This window comes from Metabacillus rhizosphaerae, assembly GCF_037201795.1.
Taxonomy (GTDB): domain Bacteria; phylum Bacillota; class Bacilli; order Bacillales; family Bacillaceae; genus Metabacillus; species Metabacillus rhizosphaerae.
In genome coordinates, this window is sequence record NZ_CP147403.1 from 1,735,471 (window position 1) to 1,755,924 (window position 20,454).

Sequence of the window (20,454 nt, forward strand, 5' to 3'; positions counted from 1 at the left end):
GATAACATTCACTCCAATATTTCTTTACAATGAAGATAAGAAAAACGAAGTGATGGGGCGGCGAGGAAAATGACAGCTACAGTTTTAAAAATGACAAATGAAAAAGTTGTTAATACACATATATTTTCGAAAGATAGTATTAATATTTTAAAGCAAAAAATGAGTACAATACACGTTAGAAGTGGAGATTATTTGTATTATGAAGGTGATTCAATAGATAAGATTTATTACATTTTAGTTGGTTCAATCAATCTATATAAAAGTACAGAGGATGGAAAAATCCTAACGTTAAATTATTTTGAAGCGGATGATATGTTTGGCGATTGTACGTCTAATAGCAAGCGAGGTTCAATGGAGAATGCAAAGGCCATCGAGGATTCGGTTGTTGGTGTGATTGATAAACATGATATTGAAATACTTCTTTGGGAAAATCGTAATTTTTCCATGGAATTCACAAAATGGGTTAGCTTTTCTCAACAGCTTACACAAACAAAGCTCCGTGACCTAATGTTTTTTGGAAAGAATGGCGCGTTAGCATCTGTCCTTATCCGTATGACAAACACATATGGAATACAAGAGGGTGACATGTGGAGAATTACAAAAAAATTCACACATGACGAAATATCCTCATTTATTGGTACACCAAGAGAAACGGTAACGAGAATGCTTAATCAATTAAAAAAAGATGGGATTATACAATATGAAAAAGGCTATTTAACAGTCTATAATCTTAATAGCCTTCGTCAAATATGTCGCTGTGATGATTGTCCTTTGCAAGTTTGCAGACTATAAAGCTTATAAAAAATAATGCCCTGTTAAGTTTCGCTGTTGATTTTCGCACTTTGTTGATTGGAACGGAAGAGAACGTCTGCTGCGGCTGAAATCAACAACCAAGTTTAACGGAGCCAAAAGTATAGAAAGAGCAAAGCTGATTATGCTTTGCTCTATTTGTATTTATATTAAAAGTCCTCTTCTTTTGTCGTAAGATCTACAATGATAGCTGTAAGAATCGTTGTAACAACAAGTAAAGCAAAGGTTATTGAAAACATGTTTATCATCTCCTACCATGTTTTATATCCAGATGATCCAGGTGGAGCATGATGAATCATCTCGCTTAAAGGAATCGTGTAAGCAAACGCGATTAAGGCAAAGGCAATGCAAATCCATATCCACCAATTTTCTAGATATTTAGGTGTTTGTTCCAGATCGCTTTCTGCCATCGGGAATTCAACCTGCTCCTTTTCTGTTGTAGCCTTGGGTGCGAAGAACAACGTATTAAAGACTATATAGATTAAGAGCATAGCAGATAAAAAGAGAATCGTACCACCAATAGCCATTGTCACATGGTTTGAAAGGATACCATTGAACCATTCTAAAGCAGTTGGATCCTTCATATAACCAGCATAAGCTGTTCGTCTAGGTGCTCCTAGTAAACCCAAAATATGCTGAGATGTACTCATAAGTAGCATTCCGATTGACCAGGAAATAACCTGGATAAAGGCGAGTTTTTGAATTGATTTTGTTAATCTTCTTCCAGTTAAATAAGGAATTAACCAAAATGTAAGACCCATAAAGGTCATGGCAACCGGAGTTCCGACCGTAATATGAAAATGTCCAACTACCCACAATGTATTATGAATAACCTCATTTAGCTGGAAGCTTGCGTTAATAATCCCTCCTGCACCACCAGGTATGAAAAAGAACATCGCAATAAAAAGTGAAGTAAAGCGAACATCCTTCCATGGTAATTTAAAGAACCAGCCAAATAATCCTGTTGCTCCTTTTTGTCTGCCTGTTTTCTCAAACGTTCCGAACATCGAGAAGGCAGTCATCAATGATGGGATAATAACCATAAACGTTAAGACCGTTTGAAGGAACTTCCAAAAACTTGATATACCAGGCTCTGTAAGCTGATGGTGAAAGCCGACTGGAATTGAAAAAAGAATAAACAAGACAAAAGATAAACGTGCTAAGGAATCACTAAACACTCTACCACCAATAATTTTCGGAACAATAACGTACCAAGCCATGTAGGCTGGAAGCAGCCAAAAATAAACAAGTGGGTGACCGAAGTACCAGAATAGTGAACGGCTTAATTCAACATTTATTGTATCTACCCAGCCAAATGCCCAAGGAATAAATTGAAATAAGACGGTAGCTACTACTCCTAAACAGGCAATTAACCAAAGAATAAGTGTGGAAATTGTCATAAACGCAAACAAGGGACTTAACTGCTTTTTATGTTGTTTTTTCCACTTAACATAGTGCCCAATTAGTGCGAAGCTATAAATCCATGTTCCGACTACAAATAGAGCTAAACCTACGTAGTACCAGCCACTTGCTTGCAATGGTGCATAAAACGTGTAGAGAACAGAAGCTCTTCCTGCTAAAATTTCAACTATTGCAAGCAATGTACCAGCAGTTGTAATGATAAAACCAATCCAAGAAAATAGTCGAACTTTTGGTCCGAAAGCTCCTAATGAATGACTCATACCAGAAATCAAAAATCCAAAAATAAAATATGTTGTAAAGATAAGTGCTAGTAAGACCCCGTGTGCTGTTAAAACTTGATAATAATCTAGCCAAGATGGTAGAGTAAGAGCATCATTTCGAATAAATACTTGAAGCAATCCACAAAACGTTCCTATTAAAAATGCAATATATGCAAAAACAATGTTGGTCAAAGCTAATTTTCGATCATCAATACTAATTTGTTTCATTACTCAATCACCTCGATTGACGTTTTCATAAAGTGATGCCCTGTTCCACAATACTCATTACAAATCACTAAATATTGCCCGGGCTTATCAAAAGTATATTCTTTTGTATTAATCTGACCAGGAATCACCATCATGTTTACATTTGTATTGACAATCGAAAAGCTATGACTTACATCAGCACTAGCAACCTTAAAAATAATCTTTTTTCCAGTTGGAACCTTTATTTCTGGAGGATCATAGCCGAATGTTTTGGCAACAATCACCACTTCATACGTGTCCTGATCGATTTGATGGACACCAGGATGATCAAATGGTGCAGTTTGCTCTAGCTTTTCTGGATCAATTGTCTCCATGCCACCTGCTGGATGGTGATTAAATGCAAAGGCTGTTACACCAATAATGCTTAAAAACAAAACCAATGAAAAAATTCCAAATCCAAGCCAAATCTTCTCATATTTATGAATATGCATAAGTCCAACCCCCTAAATTAACGTGAAAGGTAAAAGAAATAAACACTAAACCACATCACCATTATGATTAGTCCAATGGAAAAAACACTTATCAACGTTCCTTTTAATTCGTTATTGTCTTCATGTTTGATTTTTTTGCTCATGAAAATCCCCCTTAGTTTAGGTTTAATGTTAGATTAATGGTTTTGTATTATTTTAGATGTGATATAAGTCACACATTTTAGGAGTGAACAATCCGGATTTTGTTGGATTTGTCGAGTGTGAGAAAATAACTAGAGAAAGGGAAGGAAACTCAATAAGGAGATGTGGGGATTTTACCTGCAGGAACAGGGGATAAACGAATTTCTTCATCAAGTGATTTTAAAGTTGTCGGGGCATAACCAGAGGGAATGAACCCAAATTTTAGAACTGAGGATCGAAATGATGTGAAAGATAGAGAAGAAATTGAAAGAGTACCGATACTTAATCAAGGTGGTAAATAAAGGCTTAGAATTGAGTGAACTTCAAAAAGAAATTGAAGTTCACTCAAGATAGTTTCAAATGATACAATGCAAGAAGAGAATGCTAACTCATCCCCACTGAGCACCCCATTTTTTCATTTCCTTCAACAACTTATTAAGTGAGTGCCCCTTTTCAGTTAATGTATATTCAACTGTAACTGGGACTGTTGCAAAGGTTTCGCGAGTTAATACTCCATGACTTTCTAAATGACGGAGAGTATCGGTTAGCGCTTTTGGACTTATTTTGGGAATTGAACGCTGTAATTCTCCGAAACGTCTTGTCCCATCAAAGAGTTCTTTAATCACAAGAAAAGACCATTTCCCACCAATAATATCAAGTGCTTTTTCGATCGAGCATTCAATTAGTATGCCATCCAATTTCTCCATAGTATCCTCCTTGTAGTAACTATAAATTTTATAGTAGATTACATAATTTTTATTATATCAATAATATTTCAGTACTTGTATACACTATTCGAAAAATTTATAATTCTAGTGAAGAAAGATTTATCCGTAGGTAGAAACAAAAAAAGTGTAACCGTTATCGATAAGGAAACATCAATTGTTATAGCTTTTTCTTTAGAAAGGGGAGATGGGAACATGAAATACAGGCGTGTAGGAGGATCAGGGTTAAAGGTCAGTGAGGTAAGCTTAGGGAGTTGGTTAACATTTGGAGCTTCTACTGAAAAGGATAAAGCGGTTCAAACAATTGAAACCGCTTACGACCTTGGGGTGAATTCATTTGATACAGCAAATGTATATGCAAGAGGTGAATCAGAAAAAGTAGTCGGTGAAGCTCTTAGCAAATATAATCGCGATTCTTATGTGCTAGCAACAAAAGTGTTTGGACAAATGGGAGATGGACCAAATGATCGAGGACTTTCGAGAAAACATGTTTTTGAACAGCTTCATGCTAGTTTAAAACGGTTGAAAACTGATTATGTAGATATTTATTACTGTCATCGCTATGATCCAGAAACACCAGTTGATGAAACCTTAAGAACAATTGATGATCTGATCCGTCAAGGTAAGATTTTATATGCTGGGGTAAGTGAATGGTCGGCACAACAAATTCAAGAAGCAATCGGTACATCAGATAAGTATCTATTAGATAGGATAATTGTTAATCAATCAAACTATAATATGTTTCATCGTTATATTGAAAAAGAAGTACTACCAGTAAGTGAGCAGCATGGAATAAGTCAAATTGTCTTTTCACCATTAGCACAAGGAGTGTTAACTGGGAAATATAGCGTAAGCAATCGTGCGCCAGAAGGAAGTCGTGCAACAGATCCGAAAGCGAACATGCATATGGGTCAATTCTTAAATGATGAAATCCTGTTAAAGGTTGAAAAATTAAGTGGAATTGCGAATGAACTTGATATTAGTTTATCTCAATTAGCCATTGCTTGGATTTTGCGTCAACCTGGTGTGGCAAGTACATTAGTTGGTGCGACAAAACCTGAACAAATAATTGAAAATGTTAAAGGTGTGGGTGTGACATTAACGAGCGATGTCATTTCACAAGTAGAAGAAATTTTACAGTAAGGGAGAGAATTATTTGAAAAAAATAGTCGTTACTGGCGGAAGTGGCCTTCTTGGTCACTGGGTAATTAAGGAATTTCTTGATAGTGGATATGAAGTAGTTAATGCAGATGTGAAGCATCCAATTGCTCCACTTTGTAAAACTATTATAACCGATTTACAAAACTTGGGTGAAGTTTACGGGGTGCTTGCTGGAGCAGATGCGGTCGTACATCTTGCTGCCATTCCAGTTGCGTATTCACATCCAAATGAAGTTACCTTTAAAAATAATGTCATGTCTACATACAATATATTAGAAGCTGCGGGAACACTTGGTATTAAAAAAGCAGTCATATCGTCAAGTGAGTCTTCATATGGAATAGTATTTGCGGTTAATGAGCTGTCTCCGCAATATGCTCCACTCGACGAAGAGCACCCACAATTACCAGAGGATAGCTATGGGTTATCTAAAATCGTCAATGAACAAACAGCAGATATGATTCATCGACGAACTGGAATGCAGGTTGTATCCATGAGATTAGGAAATGTGATTGCCCCAAATATGTATGAAAATTTTCCAGGATTTATAAATGACCCTGAACAGCGGAAAGTGATCATGTGGAGCTATATTGATACAAGAGATGCAGCAGTGGCCTATCGACTAGCAGTTGAAACGGATGGTCTTGGCTCTGTTGCACTAAATATCGCAGCAGATGACACAAGCATGGATATTGAAAGTAAGCACCTAGTAGAGACAATCTATCCAACTACTGAAATTCGTAAGAAATTGGAAGCATACGAAACATTATTTTCTAATGAAAAGGCAAAGAAGCTATTAAATTGGCAACCTATGCATAGTTGGAGAGAATATGTGAAGGTTAAGAATTAAGTTTATTTTGAGGGTAATTCAATTGATGTTGATCAATTGAATTACCCTCTTTTTTATTGAAAAGTAGGAGGAAAAGAGTGAAATATGGGGGATAGTTGCTCCTAGGATATAAATTGTGGCAATTTAATAGGGGAATTCCCCTATCTAATTGTAGAAAAAAACCTATCTAGAGAAGCCAGTAAATCCAATTATCGTCCTTAAATATGAAAAACAATTTGCTATCCTAATTCAATCTATATTAAACTGTGATAGGACAAAATGTAGCCAATTATGTAGTTCACACAAAAAGAGAGGAATCGATCCATGTTACACGAATTTACAATAAATATACCTTATAAAGAAATTGACCAATACACAGACACGTTAAATGCAACAGGAATTTATAACTTGTACTATGAATCCCCGATTGAAATCATCAAAGTCCAAAATGGATACGGATATGAAGAAAGGGAAGACCAGCAAGTTGATTTGAAAATTTACGCAAGTGATATGGAAGTGAAGAATCTACCAGAAGCGTATTATTCCTTACTAGAAACGACTCTTTCTATATCAAGGAAAGATATAAGTTATTCCTCACATGAAGAAGCCAATTGGGAGCAATCATATGAATTTGAAGACGTAGATTTAGGAAATGGGTGGGTTATTTCGTATCCCAATTCCAAAGAACAATATCATGATAGAAACGTTCTTAAATTTGACCCATTAGCTGCATTTGGAACTGGACTCCATGAAACAACCCAAGGTTGTTTACGAATGATCTTAGATAAAGACCTTACAGGGAAAAGCGTTCTGGACTTAGGAACTGGTTCTGGTATGCTTACAATAGCAGCATCTCTGAAAGGTGCAAAAAAGGTTATTGCTGTTGATTATGAAGAAGTTGCAAGAGAGCTTTATCATAATGCCGAACTGAATAATCTAAACAATGACCTTAAGGTAGTACAAGCTGATTTAATTACAGGGGACTACACTATTGAGGATGTATATGATCTAATTTTAATCAATATTGGTGCAAATGAGACAATGAGTATCTTGAAAAAACATGATCTATTAAAAAACAGCAATAATTTTATCATCTCTGGTTTAGTGGAATGGCATATTGACCAGCTGATAGCGGATTTCCAAGCAGGTGGTTTTTCAATTCATGAAAAAGCACAGACGAATGAGTGGGTAACGATTCATTTTTCTAAGCAATAAAAGTGAGGATTGTTAAAGGATCTGTTCCTTTAACAATCCTATTCTATTTATAGTATCAGAATTTATAAATTTTATTACTGAGTTTTGGTGGCTAGCGTAAGCGCCTAGAACCTCGGGTCTGATCAAGGCGCTTACGCTTTTCTTAGGTAATAATCAAATACCTATTAATAGGACGTCCAATTCCACCATACTCAATATGAATCTTTACAGTGCCAGATTGTTCCATATATTCAAGGTAGCGTCTAGCGGTCACACGGGCTATTCCAATGCCTTCCGCAACTTCTTCAGCAGAAATAGCTTGATTTTGTTCTTGTAAATGATTGATTATTTTCTCAAGGGTCAGAGCATTGAGTCCTTTAGGTAATTGTTTATTTTCTAACTTTTTTGGTTGAAAGAGGAGACGATCCAATTCTTGTTGGGTGATCGATTCCTTTTCTTGTAGCTTACAATAATAGTTAAGATAGTTTGTAAGTGCCTGTTTGATTCGATCGAATTTAAAAGGCTTCATGATGTAATCAATAGCTCCTAATTGCAATACCTGCCGAACTGTTTCAATATCACTAGCAGCCGTAATGGCAATTACATCAGTTTCTAAACCCTCTAAACGAATTTGTTTTATCGTTGTGATACCATCCTGATTAGGCATGAAAATATCGATTAGAGCTAAATCAGGTTTTTCTGTTTTAATAAAATCGATGCCTTCTTTGCCATTAGATGAAGTGCCAATAACAGTAAATCCATCAACTTCCTCAACAAATTGTTTATTAATTTCTTGAACCATTGGGTCATCTTCAATAAGTAAAACGCGAATATTTGAAGCTTTCATCTAACATTCCTCCATACAATCGTCTTACATATAAAAGGTAATCATAAAGGAGGTACCTCGTTCAGGATATGACTCTATATGAATGGTACCATTTGCTTTTGCGACAATTTCTTTTATTAGAAATAAGCCAATTCCTCGGTTAGAGCCTTCCTTTGTAGTGAATCCTTCTTGAAAAACTTGGGTTTCTACTTCCTTTGAAATACCAGATCCATTATCCTCAATCAGGATGGATAAAAGCTCTTTTTGCTGTTCAATGCTCACATAGATCTCTTTTTCTATTTCATTACTATCTTTAAAGGCGTCAAACGCGTTTTCGATTAAGTTTCCAAAAATGATTACAAAATCATGAACGTCTAGTGAAGGTGGAAATGACTCTAATCGGCTATGGCGATCAATATGAACGGTGATTCCTAGCTCCTTCCCACGACTAACCTTACTTAGCAGAAGACCAGACAAACTTTCACTCTTGATATTTTTTGATAGAAACCGAGTTAACTCTTCATGCTCCTCAGTAATTTGAAAGACATACTCTAGCGCTCTATTTTTATGATCGAGTTGTAGTAATCCTGCTATCGTATGCAGCTTGTTCATATGCTCGTGATTTTGAACTCTCAGAGCGCTTACAAAAGCTTTTACTCCAGTAAGTTCTTCTGCTAGTTTTTTAACTTCTGTACGGTCTTGGAATATCGCAACTGCTCCGACTGTCTTTTCGTTTACTTTAATAGGAATTCGATTACTAACAATATTTAAATTACGAACAGTTAACTCTCTATTGTAAAACGGCTTTTGCAACTGTAGGATCTCTGGAAGTCTTGTATCAGGAATAATCTCATGGATTTTTTTACCGATTACCTCACCTGCTATTCCCATCATTGCTTTCGCTTTATCGTTAAAAACAGTTATTTTTTCATCTGTATCAATTGCAATGATTCCTTCATGCATTGCATTAAAGGTCTCTGTTCGTTCTACCACCAATCTCGCTATTTCATGTGGCTCTAGATTAAACATCTCTTTTTTTATACGCGAAGCCAGTAACCATGCACCCCAACCACCAAATAATAATGAAATCGCACCAGTTAACAGGATTTCAATTCGTAAATTCCAGATGATTTCAAAAAACGTAGGTAACATATACCCAACTAATACGACGCCAACCTGGTGATGCTCTTTATTAATAATCGGAACGAATCCACGAATGACAGTTCCTGCTTCACCTTTAGCCTTTGTCGTATATGTAAGTTCTGCAAAGGCAGGATCCTCATCAGTGCCTTGTGACTTTTGACCAATTAGATGAGGGACAGGATGTGATAAGCGAATATGATTCATGTCCATCACCACAATATAATCAGCATGATGAATCATTCTCATTGTTTCAACACGATCATTAATCTTGCTTCGTTCTTTTGTACTACCGGTAATCATCGCACTGATATCTGGAACCTCTGCAACAGTTCTAGCAGTTAGAAGTGCTCGTTGCTTTAAGTCATCTTCTCCAGAATCAATAAAATTGCTTATAATAACGATGCCAGCGAGAAAAAGGGAAAATCCCACAATAAAAAAGATTAAACCCATTATTTTTGTTTGTATGGATAAACGCTGCATAAAGAGTTCCTTTCTTTTTTTAGGCTCTTTCTAAGACTTCTTCCTAAAGGAAGTTGAACTTTACCCCACATTAACTGGCAGTAAATGTCCGATAAGGTCAACTAACCTTCAGTGAGAATGAAAAGACTTCTCCCTGAAGGAAGTTGAACTTTATCCCACATTAACTGGCAGTATACTGACCTATTCATTACATGAAAGAATAGATAGAAGCTCGATACGGGTGAAACTGCCAGTAAATGTCCGATAAGTTCAACTAACCTTCAGTGAGAATGAAAAGACTTCTCCCTGAAGGAAGTTGAACTTTATTTTACCATGGAAAATGACGCGTGTTACAATTACTATTACATAAATATGGGGGTAGTTAGAGAGATGAAGTATTTAATAGGCTCGAGTTTCTTTGTGATGATCATGATCTTAGCTATCTTTTTTTATCCTTTTGATCGATTTAAACAGGAAGAAATTAGTTTTGACGATGAACAAGAGGGATTGTCAGATCAAATCATTATTCGATTTAGCCACGTTGTTGCTGAAAATACGCCCAAAGGTTTAGCTGCGCAGAAATTTGCTGAATTAGCTGATGAAAAAACAGATGGTTTAGTTAAAGTAGAGGTGATCCCAAATGGTACTCTATATACTGATGAACAAGAGTTAGATGCGTTAATGAATAACGATGTTCAAATGATTGCACCGTCCTTATCAAAAATGACAAAACTAGCACCTGAATGGGGACTATTTGATCTACCCTTTTTGTTTCAAAAAAACGAGGATATCACGTCTGTCTTTTCTAGTGAAATTGGAAACAGCTTTTTACGGCTCCATGAAGATGAAAACATAACAGGGATGGCATTATGGAGCAATGGCTTTAAACAAATGACAAGCAGTGAAAGTTCATTGAAAAAGCCTGAAGATTTTAAGGGTCAACGTTTTCGGATTATGCCAAGCGCTATGATTGAAGAACAGTTTGAACTCCTAGGAGCTGAGCCGATCGTTATGCCTTTTGATCAAGTCTATATGTCATTAGAAGAGGAAAAGTTTGAAGGACAGGAAAATACAATTTCTAATATATATTCTAGACGTCTATATGAGCTTCAAAATTATATGACAATAAGTAACCATGGGTTTTTAGGCTATGCTGTGTTAATGAATAAAGAGTTTTGGGATCATCTCCCTGAAGATGTTCAATCTAGTTTGACAGATGCAATGGATGAGACAACTACCTGGATGTTAGAAGAGTCGATGAAAATGAACAAAGCTCAATTAGGTGTGATAGAGAGAGAATCCTCAATTGACATTCATTATTTAACCGAAGAAGAACAGGGGAAATGGCTTGATAATCTTCAGCCGGTATATCAATCGTTTCTTCAGCATGTGACTGAGGATTTTGTAAAAGAATTTGTAGAGGAAAGAGTTAAGGATATGGAGAAGCGGTAGTATTGTACCTTTCTTCATGTTGTAAAAGGTTTGTACGCCTCTATATACACAAATAATATCGTAAATCTATATAATATATTAACTCTAATAGAAAGGAGGCAAAAATTGAAGATAGATGCGGTTTTTGAAGGTGGTGGGGTGAGGGGAATTGCTTTTATTGGAGCGATTCAAGCCATGGAAGAGGAAAACGTAGAATGGGAAAGACTAGCAGGAACATCAGCAGGTGCCGTAATAGCTGCTCTGTTAGCAAGCGGTTTTAAAAGCTATGAAATTAGAGATAGGTTTAAAGAAATGGATTATTCTAAATTTCGAGGGTTGACAATCCTGAATCGAATTCCCCTTATCGGCAGCTTTTTGGAGCTAATGGTCCATCTTGGAATTTATAAAAATGATTATCTTGAAACATGGATGGATGCTATTCTTTCAGAAAAAGGCATTAGGACATTTGCAGATCTACCAGATGGGAAATTAAAGATTATCGCTTCAGATGTTTCAAATGGACAAATGCTTATTTTGCCAGATGATTTGGATCGCTATGGGATGACTCCTGCTGATTTAAAAGTTTCAACCGCGATTATGATGAGTGCTTCAATACCATTTTTCTTCCGTCCGGTTATTTGGAAATCTAAAGACAACAACAAATCCTATATTTTAGATGGGGGATTACTTAGTAATTTTCCAATATGGTTATATGATACTGATAACCCCCGTTTCCCAACGTTCGGCTTCCGTTTTGTAAAAGATGAAGTTGATATTGGGGCTGTTATACCAACCCCGTTACACCTTTTTAAAAATATTTTTAAAACGATGCTTCAAGCACATGATTTGCGACATCTCAACGAAGAAACGAATGAACGTACGATTAAAATTCCGACTGGCGGTATCACCACAACTGATTTTGAACTAAATAAGGATGAAATCGAATTTCTCTATCATTCGGGTTATACTTCCGCTAAGGAATTTTTATCGAAGTGGGATTTTGAAAAGCATAAGGCTAAACGAAAGCAAAAAGAAAAGATTTAATATAAAGAAATAGTGCTATTGCTGCTAAAAGGCCAGGATGAAATCACGTCCTAGCCTTTTTTAGATACTCTAAAATCTGTAGCGATGTCAAAGACGAGAAAAATGTAACCTAAATTTTAAACAAATGTAATCATAATTACGAACAAATGAAAACTTGTTATGGGAGAATGATTACTTCATGAGTTGATTTTACTATATATAAGTTATTAACAAGATAGGTATTTTAGTATTTTGTCGTTAACCTTAAATAATTAGCAGTAGTCCTTTTACGATAAAAGAAACGAGGGCTCGTAATGTGTTATTACGTTTAGGTGGTGTAAGTTATGGGAGAGCTGAAAAAGAAAAGAAAGAGAGTAAGACTAAGATGGGGAAGAGTATTTGGAGCGCTTCTTATTCTTTTTGTCTTCATTATTGGAGTATATAGTGTTTATCAATACATACAAGGGACATTAGAAGGTAACAACAAAACTTTTAAAAATGATCAGGGAAACCATGCTTTTCAAGGGAAGAAAAATGAAATAGGTGATGTAAACGTTCTTTTATTAGGTAGTGATTCTAGAGGGGAAAAACAAGCTAGAACGGATACGATTATGGTAGCACACTATGATCAACGTACTCATTCGGTTAAACTTATTTCGTTTATGCGTGATATGTATGTATCAATACCGGGACATGGGAAGCAAAAATTAAATGCTGCTTATGCATATGGAGGTCCAGAATTACTGAGGAAAACCATTAAAGAAAATTTTAGTCTAGATATTAATTATTACGCGATTGTAGATTTTAAAGGATTCGAAGAGGCTGTAGATATTCTCGTTCCAAATGGCATTCAAGTGGATGTACCACATTTAATGACTTCTGGAATCGGAATGGAGATAGAAAAAGGTAAGCAAACCCTTCATGGGAAAGAGCTGTTGGGCTATGTCCGTTATCGCCAAGATCGTTTGAGTGATTTTGGAAGAGTACAAAGACAGCAAGAAGTTGTTTCAAAAATTGTTGAGGATTCTGTAAGTCTTCGTAATGTAGCGAAACTCCCTAAGCTATTGGGTGTCTTGAATTCATATGTGGATACAAATATTGAAACTACTACACTATTTACGATCGGAAAAGACTTTGTGACAAATAATAAAGGAGATTTAGAGACTCTCCGTATCCCTGAAGATGGCAGTTTTCAAAATATACGTTATGAGGATATTGGAGAAGTATTAGAGGTGGATTTTCAACAAAATAAGGAAGCTATTAAAAAATTTATTGAGGGAGAAAATCATAATAGTGACGGTCAAAATGAAGAGGATAAGTGAAATGGGGAATGATTCTAATACCTGGTAGTAACCAACACATATAAACAAAAGAAGCCCAATCTAAATGTTTTAGGTTGGGCTTCTTGATTATTATTAAGCAAAGCATATTTCTTTTACTCTCAAACTTATTCCTACCCTATAGAATAATTAAGAAATGTTCTTTAATTCTTCTGTATATCGTAGGAATTCGCTTTTGTTTCGGTTTCGTAAGGACTGGTCAATTTTCTCGTGGATTTTCTCTTTTCGGAAATTAAGCAAAGCATTGTCTAACACCATTTCAGCAAATAAAGAGTCTATGACATTTACCTCGGGTTGTGGTGAATTAAGCAAATTCTTTTCCATGAAGAATCACTCCTTGACCTTTTTTCTATTATACTATCCATTTTCATACTATTCAAAACATTTTGATTGGTAATTCGATAATTCAAAAAATAGTAACACAAACTTTGTATCAGTTTGTGCTACTATTCTTGATCTCACTTTATTGATCTTGTCCTGCTTCTGTCTGTGTGTTTTGATCTGCGTTAAATGGATTTCTTTCTTCCATACCGCTACGACCACCGCCGTTACCGCCAAATCTTCCATTTGCCGGTGATTCTGTTACACCGGATTCGTCTAAGTACGTCATCACACCAGATAATGTATATTCTACAGATTGTGAACCTGCTTTATATTCTGCAGTATTATACACTCCGTCTCTATTTTCACCTGTTAAAACACCACCTGAGCTGAGTGTATACGTTTGTTCATTTTGTAGCTCTGGTGTGCTAATTAAAATGGTTTGATATTGTTTTTCAGGAGCAATTGCAAATACTTGTTCACCATTGCTATCCTCGACATACATTGTTGTTCCTGCTTCTTGGAATTCAGTGAATGTCATCATGATGGCATTTTGATTGGAGTCTTCTGAAATACCTTGTGCCATACCACTACTACCAGCAGCAACTAAAGTACCACCCTCAATAATGAAGGACTGATCGTAATCTAGAGACCCATTCCCAGATGAAGAAGGTCCATATACAAGAACCGTTCCACCGGTCATTTTTATTGCTGTATTTGAATCAAGTCCGTCACCATTCGCATTTACATATAAGTAGCCACCCTCAATTAATAATTTACCTTCTTCAGACGTTTCTTCTGTGGCTGTCTCTTCTTCAGCTGTTTCTGTTTCTTCGGAAGCTCCAGATTCATTCATCGCCATACCAGGCATACCGAATTCACTACTACCTCCATTATTATTGACTCCATCATCTGCTGCATTAACGTGAATGGTACCATCAGCAATCGTAATATTCATTCCTTCGATACCTTCTTTGCTTTTATCAATATTAATTTCTCCACCGTTAATCGCTACATTTGTATCGCCATGAATACCGTCATCCCCGGTAGAAATAAGGACCTTGCCATCAGAGATAGATACATCTTGATCACTATGAAGTGCATCCTCGAGGGAGTCAATTGTAAATGTTCCACCAGCAATAATAATTTCAGTACCTGCTTTTATACCTTTTGTACTGATTGTATCCTCTGGATCTGCTTCTTCCGTAGCTTCATCAGTTGGTCTTTGTGGTGGTTCACCTGTCATTTCCTCAGGAGGTGTGCCACCGCTTGGCATTTCTGCTGAGTTTGTTCTTACCTCATTTGTACCATCGTTATTAAATTCTCGATTACCGAAAGCACCACCAATTTCAGAAGCGCTCTCGATTGTTTCTGGGCTACCGCCACCTGCTACAATGGAATATTCACCGTCAATTACAGTTACTGCCTTCTCAGCTTGAACGCCATCACCTTTTGCTTGAACAGTTAAAGAACCACTTTCCAAAATAATGTTACCTTTTTTCTCGTCTTCATCGTTTGAAGCTTTCACACCATCACCAGTTGCTACTACTGAAATAGTGGCATTTTTCATGGCTAATAAATCTCGACCAACAATCCCATCATCTACAGACGTAACTTCTAGGTTACCACCTGTAATTTTTAAGTTATCGCGACTTGTAATACCATCTTTAAAATTTCCTGATACGTTTAACGATCCAGAACCGTTGATCGTCAAATCATCTTTACTAAAAATTGCTGCTTCTGGTTCATCTGCTTCTTCATCTTCATAAACATATTCTGTTGCATCAGATAGGATATTTTTTGTGTTTTTCTCAAGAGATATCACCGTTTTATCTGCTTGCTTTACATAAATGGGTGCACTTGTTGAAGAGTTAATCGTTGCTCCATTTAATATAATGCGAACGGTACCTGCATCTTCTGCATCTACAACAATTTGTCCATCCTTTAAAGTTCCTTCTACAACATAAGTTCCGGTTGTTCGAATCAATATTTGATTATCTTCAACAATGACACCATCATTCTCAGCCACAGTTGCTGTTGTTTCACTCAACTTAATAAATGTCACATTATCTTCTTGCCAATCAGTATATAAATCATCACTGGCATAAGTAACTAGATTATTTACTAGTTCAGAGGCCTGTGTACTACTTGTCTTCGTATCGCTACTACAACCACTGATGATTAAAGCAATACCAAACAATAATGGAATGAACCTATTAACTTTTTTAATCATCCTCTTAATCATCCTTATTTAAGTATCGTAAGCTGTTTGTTTACTCGATACGTTTTATTATGAAATAAAGTAGATCTAAAATGCTAAAGATCTACTTAGGATCATTTACTTAGGCTGTAAAGTTGCCATCATAGCTTAGCATGACTGCGGAACGCACGCCTTGAATAGTAGATATTTCTGATGCAATTTCCGCATCGTTTTCTTTTACACGAATTTCATATGTCACTTCAATCTCATAATCTTGAATAATTGATTTAGATTTTAATGAGAATTTTTTCGTTTTTTCACTCATAATCTGTTCAATTTGTTCTCCGACAGAGTTTTTATCAAATTTCACAACTAATAGATACGGGTTGTCCACTTTAATTTTGTTTGCAAATAAAATAATAACAAGACCAATTAGGACCGAACCGATGATAGCTAATAAAATAAATCCTGCACCACTTAAAATACCAGCAATGACTGACCAGAATAAGTAAACTAAATCCATTGGATCTTTTATTGGCGTACGGAAACGAACGATAGATAATGCTCCAACCATACCAAGTGATAATAATACGTTTTGACTAATTCCCATAATGACTAGAGCTGTTGCCATTGTCATAATAATTAATGAAATATTGAACGAATGTGAGTAAATTACACCGTTAAATGTTTTCTTATATACTGCATAAATACACAGCCCGACTAAAAACGCTACACCTAGTCCAAGTAGTGAATCAATTAATGAAAATGAAGAAGTTGTTTCTAAAAAGCTTGATTTGAAAATATCTGAAAAATTAGTAGTATTCATTTTTTAATCTCCTATTATGTTTTTATCCATTATCCATACATGCGACTTAACTGATATTTTGAATACGCTTCTTGCCTTGTGTCTGTTAGCTGAAGTAAATATTTAATAACATCTGGCAGGTATTCATCATATTTAACTTCTAAGATGACTAAATTTGGTTCTAACACATCTACCATCGGTAAATGTTTATTGAACATATCTGTGTTTTGTAAGCTGGATTGCACCTTTATATCGAAAGTGACACGAACATTACCATAGGGGTACATAAAGGCTTCACGTTCATAATCAACCACTGTTTTCGGTTTGATTTGGTGATTTTGAATTTCAAATAATAAATCACGCATAAGGGCTCTCTGGTCTTTTTCCATCCAATGAATGTCACCAATGCGCATTTTTTCAAATTCCTCACGCGTCATTTCACATTTTGATTTGAATGTTAAATTATTCCGCTTACTTTTGCGTTCAAGATTAACCACCGCATCGTTCTTCCCATATATACGAACACGGTATTTATCGCGATTTAAATAACCTTCTTTTTTTTCGTTCAAAATTTTATTATCAAAATTATCAAAGTAAGTTGAACGAATTAAATATTTGCCATTTGCTCCTGCGTTTGAATCTCTTCTCATAAAGTGCAGAAGTTTACTACGTAACACGCGATATTCCGCTACTGAAATAGCGTGCTTAAGCTCATTACGACCTTTCGGATTAAATGAGGTCTGAATTGGCATTATCTCTCCTCCTTCTCTATAACCTTCTTTTTGTTAGGATGTACGTTGGCTAATTGATTGCCTCAACAATTGCTAGTTTATATGCTGAATGTGTCAGCGAGATGTCAAGTAAAGTTTTTGTAAAAACTTTATTAAGGTTTCGGAAAAAATCATTGAGTGATTATATATATAGGGAAAGCGAGCAACTGGAGAGGAAATCAACCACACCGAATTACTTGCTAAATAGAAACATAGTTTTCGAAAATAACCTTATAAAAAGACCAAAAAGAACAAAAAGACCATTATCACCATAAATATAAACTTTCTAAATTATCAGTTAACATAAAGTTAGAGTTTGAAAGCGTTAACAAAAGGGGTGAATGGTTAATGAAAATAAATTTCAAAAATTTAACTGTCCAAGTGGTCATCGGTATTCTTCTCGGTATTACGATCGGATTTATTTTTCCAGAGTTTGGAGCACAGCTAAAGGTGTTGGCTGACATCTTTATTAAGTTAATTAAGATGGTTATTGCACCAATTATCTTCTTCACTATTGTCATTGGAATTGGTAGTATGGGAGATTTAAAAAAGGTTGGTAGAATTGGAGGTAAGGCATTACTTTATTTTGAAGTCGTGACTACCTTTGCATTAGCGATTGGAATATTAATCGTTTCGATTCTTCAACCAGGTAATGGATTTAATACAAGTGGGGCAGAAGGGGCAGATGTTTCTGAATTTACGAAACAAGCTGAAGAATCAAGTCATGGGTTTATGGACTTTTTGATGGGAATCGTTCCTGAAAATGCGGTTGCAGCTTTAGCAGGTGGAGAATTGCTGCCAATCTTATTCTTTGCCGTATTATTCGGACTAGCAACAGCTTCAGTTGGTGAGAAAGCTGCACCTGTCATCTCTTTATTTGAAAAATTAACTGAGATTTTCTTCTCAATTGTAAACATGATTATGAAAATATCACCAATTGCTGCATTTGGGGCAATGGCATACACAATAGGTAACTTCGGAATAGGCTCTCTCGTTTCATTAGGTAAATTAATGGGCTCAGTGTATATCACAATGTTTTTGTTTATCGTCCTTATTCTTGGTGGCATTGCGAAATACTATAAATTTAGTGTTTTTAGCTTTATTAAATATATTAAAGAAGAAATATTACTTGTGTTAGGTACATCTTCCTCTGAATCTGCCCTACCTAAACTGATGCAAAAGCTTGAGAGATATGGTTGTTCAAAGTCAGTAGTAGGTCTTGTTGTACCAACAGGCTACTCATTTAACTTAGATGGAACCTCTATCTATCTATCAATGGCAGCAATGTTTATTGCTCAAGCATATGGTGTCGATCTATCAATCTGGCAGATGGCAACATTATTAGGTGTATTAATGCTGACATCTAAAGGGGCTGCAGGTGTTACAGGTTCTGGATTTATTACGTTGGCTGCTACATTAGCAGCATTCCCAATGATACCAGTAGAAGGAATGGCACTTATTCTAGGTGTTGATCGTTTTATGTCAGAAGCACGTGCAATCACAAACCTAATTGGCAATGGTGTAGCTACAGTGGTTATTTCTAAAATGGAAGATGAATTTGATCCAGAAGGCTATGTTGAGGTAGAAGCAGAACCTGAAACAAGCTCTTCTAGTATTGAAACATCTGTAGGTGTGGTAGCAAATAGATAGACTAAATAGGCTGACTCTACCTGAGTCAGCCTATATTTATACTATTAAAAGAAGGTAACAACTTACTGATGCAGAATTCTTGATTAATGAATATAAGGAGGGAGAAAATTTGCAAAATGATAAGCAATCAAGCCTATGTAAAATCCTTGGAATCGATTACCCAATTATCCAAGCTGGAATGGCGGGTGGGGCAACAACGGCTGAGTTAGTTGCAAAAGTATCTGAGACAGGTGCCTTAGGTACATTAGGAGCAGCATATATGAGGCCTGTGGGCATAAGAACAACAATAAAAATGATAAAAGAACAGACAAATCGTCCCTTTGCTGTTAATTTATTTTGTACATCTATGAAGGATGACTTTTCAGGAATGACAGAGGTGCAGTCTGTGCTAAATACGTTTCGAGAAAAGCTAGGAGTGCGAGTAGATGAGGACAATGTAAAAACAATAGATGATTTTGAGGAACAATTTCAAGTATTAATGGAAGAAAATGTACCTGTTATTAGTACAGCATTTGGCATCCTTTCTCCTGAAAAAGTCCAAATAGCTAAAAGTAGAGGTGTAAGGGTAATCACAATGGTTACAACTGTTCGGGAAGCAAAGATCGCTGAACAGGCAGGAGCGGATATTATTGTTGCTCAAGGGAGCGATGCAGGTGGTCATAGAAGTACATTTGATATTAAAGAACACCCAAATGGTGCAAATATCGGAACATTTTCATTAATCCCTCAAGTTGTCGACAATGTGAATGTCCCAGTAGTTGCAGCAGGAGGTATCATGGATGGAAGAGGAATGCTTGCGGCTATGGCTCTAGGTGCACAAGGGATACAAATGGGAACACAATTCCTTACGTGCAAGGAGTCTGGTATTCACCACTTATATAAAGCGGCCTTATATCAAAGTACAGAAGAAAGTACAGTCATTACGAAAAGCTTTTCAGGACGTCCAGCTCGGGGTATTAAAAATGAATTTATTACTCATTTTGAACAGTCAGGTATTCCTCCTTTACCATTTCCTAGTCAAAACACATTAACAGCAGATATCCGAAAAGCTGCTGCTGTACAAAATGAGATAAACTTTATGTCTTTATGGTCAGGGCAGGCAACTAGGTTATTAAAGGAAGATAAACCAGCTGAAGTGATCATACGTGAAGTGCTATACGAAATGGAAGAAGTATTGAAGACCTTAAATAAACAATAACAGACTCTTTTA

The 20,454-nt window shown here is 36.0% G+C and carries 19 protein-coding genes; 9 read left to right on the plus strand and 10 right to left on the minus strand.

Going from position 1 to position 20,454, the window contains the following annotated elements:
* The first annotated feature begins 69 nt into the window (after nucleotides 1-69).
* Nucleotides 70-792, plus strand: a complete 723-nt coding sequence (locus WCV66_RS08355; protein WP_338788607.1) for a Crp/Fnr family transcriptional regulator — start codon at nucleotides 70-72, stop codon at nucleotides 790-792.
* A gap of 269 nt (nucleotides 793-1,061) precedes the next feature.
* Here WCV66_RS08355 and WCV66_RS08360 read toward each other — a convergent pair whose 3' ends face one another.
* The 4 genes from WCV66_RS08360 to WCV66_RS08375 form a co-directional block, all read right to left on the minus strand.
* On the minus strand, nucleotides 1,062-2,720 hold the full coding sequence (locus WCV66_RS08360; protein WP_338788608.1) for a b(o/a)3-type cytochrome-c oxidase subunit 1: 1,659 nt from the start codon (nucleotides 2,718-2,720) through the stop codon (nucleotides 1,062-1,064).
* Entirely contained in the window at nucleotides 2,720-3,190 is a 471-nt protein-coding gene (locus WCV66_RS08365) for a cytochrome c oxidase subunit II (RefSeq protein WP_338788609.1), read from the minus strand. Before WCV66_RS08365 ends, WCV66_RS08360 begins: the two co-directional genes overlap by 1 nt.
* A gap of 17 nt (nucleotides 3,191-3,207) precedes the next feature.
* Nucleotides 3,208-3,333, minus strand: coding sequence for a cytochrome C oxidase subunit II (locus tag WCV66_RS08370; protein ID WP_066330272.1), 126 nt, complete (start codon nucleotides 3,331-3,333; stop codon nucleotides 3,208-3,210).
* A gap of 426 nt (nucleotides 3,334-3,759) precedes the next feature.
* Nucleotides 3,760-4,077: a winged helix-turn-helix transcriptional regulator gene (locus WCV66_RS08375; protein WP_066330271.1), complete on the minus strand. Its 318-nt coding sequence runs from the start codon at nucleotides 4,075-4,077 to the stop codon at nucleotides 3,760-3,762.
* Between the two features lie 213 nt (nucleotides 4,078-4,290).
* Between WCV66_RS08375 and WCV66_RS08380 the strand changes: the two genes are divergently transcribed.
* From WCV66_RS08380 to WCV66_RS08390, 3 genes are all read left to right on the plus strand, one after another.
* Nucleotides 4,291-5,238: an aldo/keto reductase family protein gene (locus WCV66_RS08380; RefSeq protein ID WP_338788610.1), complete on the plus strand. Its 948-nt coding sequence runs from the start codon at nucleotides 4,291-4,293 to the stop codon at nucleotides 5,236-5,238.
* Between the two features lie 13 nt (nucleotides 5,239-5,251).
* Nucleotides 5,252-6,103 (plus strand): NAD-dependent epimerase/dehydratase family protein, encoded by an 852-nt coding sequence (locus WCV66_RS08385; protein WP_066330269.1) that lies wholly within the window; start codon nucleotides 5,252-5,254, stop codon nucleotides 6,101-6,103.
* Between the two features lie 303 nt (nucleotides 6,104-6,406).
* Nucleotides 6,407-7,297: a 50S ribosomal protein L11 methyltransferase gene (locus tag WCV66_RS08390; protein WP_066330268.1), complete on the plus strand. Its 891-nt coding sequence runs from the start codon at nucleotides 6,407-6,409 to the stop codon at nucleotides 7,295-7,297.
* Nucleotides 7,298-7,439: 142 nt separating this feature from the next.
* On the opposite strand, the gene WCV66_RS08395 is transcribed toward WCV66_RS08390, so the two are convergent.
* Nucleotides 7,440-8,123: a response regulator gene (locus WCV66_RS08395; protein WP_066330267.1), complete on the minus strand. Its 684-nt coding sequence runs from the start codon at nucleotides 8,121-8,123 to the stop codon at nucleotides 7,440-7,442.
* A 24-nt stretch (nucleotides 8,124-8,147) separates the two neighbouring features.
* Nucleotides 8,148-9,725 (minus strand): sensor histidine kinase, encoded by a 1,578-nt coding sequence (locus WCV66_RS08400; protein ID WP_338788613.1) that lies wholly within the window; start codon nucleotides 9,723-9,725, stop codon nucleotides 8,148-8,150.
* 369 nt (nucleotides 9,726-10,094) lie between these two features.
* Between WCV66_RS08400 and WCV66_RS08405 the strand changes: the two genes are divergently transcribed.
* The 3 genes from WCV66_RS08405 (at nucleotide 10,095) to WCV66_RS08415 (ending at nucleotide 13,480) form a co-directional block, all read left to right on the plus strand.
* Entirely contained in the window at nucleotides 10,095-11,156 is a 1,062-nt protein-coding gene (locus WCV66_RS08405) for a DctP family TRAP transporter solute-binding subunit (protein WP_338788614.1), read from the plus strand.
* 105 nt (nucleotides 11,157-11,261) lie between these two features.
* The gene (locus WCV66_RS08410) at nucleotides 11,262-12,179 is read left to right on the plus strand and encodes a patatin-like phospholipase family protein (protein ID WP_066340349.1); all 918 of its coding nucleotides are present in this window, start codon (nucleotides 11,262-11,264) and stop codon (nucleotides 12,177-12,179) included.
* 323 nt (nucleotides 12,180-12,502) lie between these two features.
* The gene (locus WCV66_RS08415; RefSeq protein WP_338788615.1) at nucleotides 12,503-13,480 is read left to right on the plus strand and encodes an LCP family protein; all 978 of its coding nucleotides are present in this window, start codon (nucleotides 12,503-12,505) and stop codon (nucleotides 13,478-13,480) included.
* A 147-nt stretch (nucleotides 13,481-13,627) separates the two neighbouring features.
* On the opposite strand, the gene WCV66_RS08420 is transcribed toward WCV66_RS08415, so the two are convergent.
* From WCV66_RS08420 to WCV66_RS08435, 4 genes are all read right to left on the minus strand, one after another.
* On the minus strand, nucleotides 13,628-13,822 hold the full coding sequence (locus WCV66_RS08420) for an IDEAL domain-containing protein (RefSeq protein ID WP_338788616.1): 195 nt from the start codon (nucleotides 13,820-13,822) through the stop codon (nucleotides 13,628-13,630).
* Nucleotides 13,823-13,961: 139 nt separating this feature from the next.
* The gene (locus tag WCV66_RS08425) at nucleotides 13,962-16,052 is read right to left on the minus strand and encodes a carbohydrate-binding domain-containing protein (RefSeq protein ID WP_338788617.1); all 2,091 of its coding nucleotides are present in this window, start codon (nucleotides 16,050-16,052) and stop codon (nucleotides 13,962-13,964) included.
* A 109-nt stretch (nucleotides 16,053-16,161) separates the two neighbouring features.
* On the minus strand, nucleotides 16,162-16,845 hold the full coding sequence (locus WCV66_RS08430) for a DUF4956 domain-containing protein (RefSeq protein ID WP_066340326.1): 684 nt from the start codon (nucleotides 16,843-16,845) through the stop codon (nucleotides 16,162-16,164).
* A gap of 29 nt (nucleotides 16,846-16,874) precedes the next feature.
* Nucleotides 16,875-17,576: a polyphosphate polymerase domain-containing protein gene (locus WCV66_RS08435; RefSeq protein ID WP_338788619.1), complete on the minus strand. Its 702-nt coding sequence runs from the start codon at nucleotides 17,574-17,576 to the stop codon at nucleotides 16,875-16,877.
* A gap of 366 nt (nucleotides 17,577-17,942) precedes the next feature.
* Here WCV66_RS08435 and WCV66_RS08440 point away from each other — a divergent pair, with 366 nt between their 5' ends.
* A complete protein-coding gene (locus tag WCV66_RS08440; protein WP_066340321.1) occupies nucleotides 17,943-19,244 on the plus strand; it encodes a dicarboxylate/amino acid:cation symporter in 1,302 nt (433 codons plus the stop codon).
* Between the two features lie 109 nt (nucleotides 19,245-19,353).
* Nucleotides 19,354-20,442 carry an NAD(P)H-dependent flavin oxidoreductase gene (locus tag WCV66_RS08445; protein ID WP_413789636.1) on the plus strand — a complete coding sequence of 363 codons (1,089 nt, stop codon included), beginning with the start codon at nucleotides 19,354-19,356 and terminating at the stop codon, nucleotides 20,440-20,442.
* Nucleotides 20,443-20,454: the final 12 nt, after the last annotated feature.

Bases quoted from the DNA above. Each gene is read 5' to 3' on its own strand.
- WCV66_RS08355 (WP_338788607.1), top strand. From the start codon at position 70: ATGACAGCTACAGTTTTAAAAATGACAAATGAAAAAGTTGTTAATACA.
- WCV66_RS08360 (WP_338788608.1), bottom strand. From the start codon at position 2,720: ATGAAACAAATTAGTATTGATGATCGAAAATTAGCTTTGACCAACATT.
- WCV66_RS08365 (WP_338788609.1), bottom strand. From the start codon at position 3,190: ATGCATATTCATAAATATGAGAAGATTTGGCTTGGATTTGGAATTTTT.
- WCV66_RS08370 (WP_066330272.1), bottom strand. From the start codon at position 3,333: ATGAGCAAAAAAATCAAACATGAAGACAATAACGAATTAAAAGGAACG.
- WCV66_RS08375 (WP_066330271.1), bottom strand. From the start codon at position 4,077: ATGGAGAAATTGGATGGCATACTAATTGAATGCTCGATCGAAAAAGCA.
- WCV66_RS08380 (WP_338788610.1), top strand. From the start codon at position 4,291: ATGAAATACAGGCGTGTAGGAGGATCAGGGTTAAAGGTCAGTGAGGTA.
- WCV66_RS08390 (WP_066330268.1), top strand. From the start codon at position 6,407: ATGTTACACGAATTTACAATAAATATACCTTATAAAGAAATTGACCAA.
- WCV66_RS08395 (WP_066330267.1), bottom strand. From the start codon at position 8,123: ATGAAAGCTTCAAATATTCGCGTTTTACTTATTGAAGATGACCCAATG.
- WCV66_RS08400 (WP_338788613.1), bottom strand. From the start codon at position 9,725: ATGCAGCGTTTATCCATACAAACAAAAATAATGGGTTTAATCTTTTTT.
- WCV66_RS08405 (WP_338788614.1), top strand. From the start codon at position 10,095: ATGAAGTATTTAATAGGCTCGAGTTTCTTTGTGATGATCATGATCTTA.
- WCV66_RS08415 (WP_338788615.1), top strand. From the start codon at position 12,503: ATGGGAGAGCTGAAAAAGAAAAGAAAGAGAGTAAGACTAAGATGGGGA.
- WCV66_RS08420 (WP_338788616.1), bottom strand. From the start codon at position 13,822: ATGGAAAAGAATTTGCTTAATTCACCACAACCCGAGGTAAATGTCATA.
- WCV66_RS08425 (WP_338788617.1), bottom strand. From the start codon at position 16,052: ATGATTAAAAAAGTTAATAGGTTCATTCCATTATTGTTTGGTATTGCT.
- WCV66_RS08430 (WP_066340326.1), bottom strand. From the start codon at position 16,845: ATGAATACTACTAATTTTTCAGATATTTTCAAATCAAGCTTTTTAGAA.
- WCV66_RS08435 (WP_338788619.1), bottom strand. From the start codon at position 17,576: ATGCCAATTCAGACCTCATTTAATCCGAAAGGTCGTAATGAGCTTAAG.
- WCV66_RS08440 (WP_066340321.1), top strand. From the start codon at position 17,943: ATGAAAATAAATTTCAAAAATTTAACTGTCCAAGTGGTCATCGGTATT.